The organism is Candidatus Binatia bacterium (assembly GCA_036382395.1).
Taxonomy (GTDB): domain Bacteria; phylum Desulfobacterota; class Binatia; order HRBIN30; family HRBIN30; genus JAGDMS01.
Genome location: DASVHW010000140.1, coordinates 1 through 3,227, shown reverse-complemented (window position 1 = coordinate 3,227; position 3,227 = coordinate 1). Strand labels below are relative to the sequence as shown.

The 3,227-nt window shown below is 62.0% G+C and carries 4 protein-coding genes; 1 reads left to right on the top strand and 3 read right to left on the bottom strand.

Annotated features, from left to right (window positions below; genetic code table 11):
* Nucleotides 1-735: fused MFS/spermidine synthase (locus VF515_06705; GenBank protein ID HEX7407328.1), on the top strand; the 735-nt coding region annotated here is incomplete at its 5' end.
* Between the two features lie 122 nt (nucleotides 736-857).
* Here the strand turns inward: VF515_06705 and VF515_06700 are convergent.
* The 3 genes from VF515_06700 to VF515_06690 form a co-directional block, all read right to left on the bottom strand.
* Nucleotides 858-1,742 (bottom strand): undecaprenyl-diphosphate phosphatase, encoded by an 885-nt coding sequence (locus VF515_06700; GenBank protein HEX7407327.1) that lies wholly within the window; start codon nucleotides 1,740-1,742, stop codon nucleotides 858-860.
* A gap of 15 nt (nucleotides 1,743-1,757) precedes the next feature.
* Nucleotides 1,758-2,702 (bottom strand): hypothetical protein, encoded by a 945-nt coding sequence (locus VF515_06695; protein ID HEX7407326.1) that lies wholly within the window; start codon nucleotides 2,700-2,702, stop codon nucleotides 1,758-1,760.
* A gap of 84 nt (nucleotides 2,703-2,786) precedes the next feature.
* On the bottom strand, nucleotides 2,787-3,227 hold a 441-nt coding region (locus VF515_06690; GenBank protein HEX7407325.1), incomplete at its 5' end, for a pyridoxal-phosphate dependent enzyme.

Below are 3,227 nucleotides of genomic sequence, written 5' to 3'. Positions count from 1 at the left end.
TTCGATCCGCCGGACCCGCGCTTTCGCGAATTGGTGAACGGGACGATCAATCACGGACTGCAGTTCATGACGCCGTCGATGCGACGTTTCGCGACCACCTATTACTCGACATCCTCGGGCGTCGGCGTGGTGCTAATGCAGGAAGGGAAACGCGGACCCTTGCGGGTGGGAGTGATCGGCCTCGGCGCCGGCACGCTGGCGGCGTACGGACGCTGGGGGGACTACTACCGCTTCTACGACATCAACCCGTTGGTGATCGACGTGGCGAATCACCAGTTCACATTCCTGCGGGACTCGCTGGCGAAAATCGACATCGTGCCGGGCGACGCGCGTCTGTCGCTGGAGCGGGAGAGCGGGGACAATTTCGACATCCTGGCGGTGGACGCGTTCTCGGGGGATGCCATTCCTGTGCATCTGCTTACACGGGAAGCCTTCGAGCTTTACTTTAAGCAACTGAGGCCGGGTGGAGTGCTGGCGGTGCACGTGTCGAACCGGTATCTGGACCTGGTTCCGGTGGTGCGCGGCGCGGCCGAGCGATTAGGCAAGAAGGCGCTGGTTATCAGCAGTGGACCGGACGATGACAAGGAGATTTTCAGTGCGACCTGGGTGCTGGTCAGCGCGCAGGAATTGCCGTACCAGATGGAATTGATGAAGGCGGGCGAGGTGACGGTGTCAGAGGGGCCGCGGGTGGTGTGGACGGATGATTACAGCAGCGTGTGGAAGCTGCTGAAGTAGGTCGCTGGTCTCTGGTCGTTGGGAAGCACAAGGGGTCCTTCGACTCGGACGCGGTAACCCGCAGGCCAACAGCGGGCCTGCTGGTCTATTGGCGCGTCGTCGCTCAGGATGACAACCGGCAGTTAGCGGCTACGCAAAGCCCAGGCGAGGACCATGGCGCCGGCCAGGATGCGGTAGATGGCGAAGGGGACGAAGCCGCGGGCACGCACCCAGTTCATGAACCAGGCCACCACGCCGTAAGCCACGATAAACGAGACCACGAAACCAATGGCCAACAGCGCCCATCCTTGAGCGCCGGTGGGAGCGGAGCCGATTGCGCTGCCCGCTTCACCTTGGCGGAATGACTTCAGAAGGTCGTAACCGGTGGCCGCGACCATGGTCGGGATCGACAGGAAAAAAGAAAACTCGAGCGCAGCGGAACGCGACATGCCAGTGAGCTGTCCGGCGGCGATGGTGGCCATCGAACGCGAGGTGCCGGGGAATACCGCGGAGAGAATCTGGCAGGCGCCGATCCAGATGGATTGCCCGAGCGACATCTGCTCCATTGAGTCGGTCGGGTGTCCGAGGCTGGTGAGCACGGCGCGGTTGTGTTCGTAAACGTAATCGATAATCCACATCACGACGCCGCCGATGATCAGCGCAGCGCCCATGATGGAGAGGCTCTCCAGGTGCTTGCCGATGATCTTCGTCATCAGGTAAGCGGGAATGGCGGTGACGAAGAAGGCGATGAAGGTCAGCGAGACAGGGTGGTCGAAGGCGGTGCGGTCGCCTTCGCGGCCGGAGGGGAACGTCTCAAGAAAGTCGAGAATGCGGCGCCAGAAATAAAGAGGCAGCGAGAGAATGGCGCCGAGCTGGATCACGATGGTGAACATCTTCCAGTAGCCGTTGGCGAGGTCGATGCCGAGCGCGGCTTCGGCAATGCGCAGGTGGGCGGTCGAGCTGACGGGCAAAAACTCGGTGAGGCCTTCGATGATGCCAAGGAGTACGGCGAGAGAGTAAGGGTTCAATTGCGCTCCAAAGAACTACTGTAACTGATTTCCGAACGTCGGAATGTCCTGCTGCACCATGTAGAGCAAGGCTTGGGTGCGGGCGGCCCAGTCAGTTTGCGCGTAGGACGAAATGACGCGCTGGCAGAGCGCCTCGGCCCGCGCTTTCGCCTCCGCCACTTTCCCGCTCTTGCCTTCGTTTGGATAGATGGATACCAGAGCGGCACGGCGCCAGGCAGCGTTGTACAAAGCTTCGGGTACGGCGGGCGATTGCGGATGCTCCTCAGCGTACTTCTCGTAAATCTCCGCTTCCTTTTCGGGACACTTGGATTCGGCCTGCCAATCGCCGCAGACCTTGTTGTCGATCATGTGGAAGTCGGCGAGGTCGGACCACTTGGTGTGCGGAAATTTCTTCCTCACCTCTTTCATCAGCTCTTCGTCAATGCCGTCGCCGCGCCAACTGGCATCGCGCTGCCGGGCCGAGGGGCGGGAGAAGACGTCGATCTTGTCGAGCTGCCAGCGAATATCGGCCGCGCGATAGAGCGCCTCGCCGGCGAGCGGCGACTGCGGGAAATATTCGAAGCAGCGATAGTAGAGGCGGAGAGCGTCGGTATCGGCGCCTTTGCGTCCGCCGCGTCGGCTGGCCTCAGCTTCGGACGAAACCGCCTCGCCGAAAACGATTTTGTCTCCGCTGGGCGTGTTCGTGCGCACGATGCCCTTGTCGATCAACCAGCCGCTGACGTCTTTCTCCTCGCCGGTGTAGCGGTTCTGGCTGAGCATGGCCAGCACGTGGATCCAACCCTTGCCGGGATTTTCGAGAATGGCGACCTCGCGTCCGCGCTGCAGCTCACCAACCTTGGTGGAGTCGGATGCGGGGAGGAGGTAGATCTGCGCGGAACGGACCATGATGCCGCGCACCGTCTCGGCGGCGAAGCAGGGAAGGGCGAGGATAACGATGCTTGCGAGAACGAAGCGTTTCATAACCGTGATGAAGGATAACAATTGTCGGTCGCAGGTGGTAGCCCGCAGGTCGGGCTGGATGGTCGAAACACCCCGGCCTGCGGCTTACTCCGCGAGAATTTTCGCCAGCAGCGCCGGCTCCACGTTCCCGCCGGTGATGACGGCGACCACCTTTTTCGCCGCTGGAAGCTGGGCGGCGTGCTTGATGTAGGCGGCAAAGGTGACGGCGCCGCTGGGTTCGGCGACGAGCTTGGCGTTCATGACCATCAGGCGCATGGCGTCGGTGATATCGGACTCGCTGACGGTGACGACGTCGTCCACGTAGGCGCGGATGTGCTCGAAGTTGATCTCGCCCACCGATTGAGTGCGCAGGCCGTCGGCGAGAGTGCGGGTCACTTCTTCGGCGGAGAGCTGGACAATGCGGCCGGCACGAAAACTCAGTTGCGCGTCATTGGCCAATTCGGGTTCCACGCCGACCACCTTCGCCTTCGAGCCGCTGAGCTTGATCGCGCTGGCGATGCCGCTGATGCTGCCACCGCCGCCGAT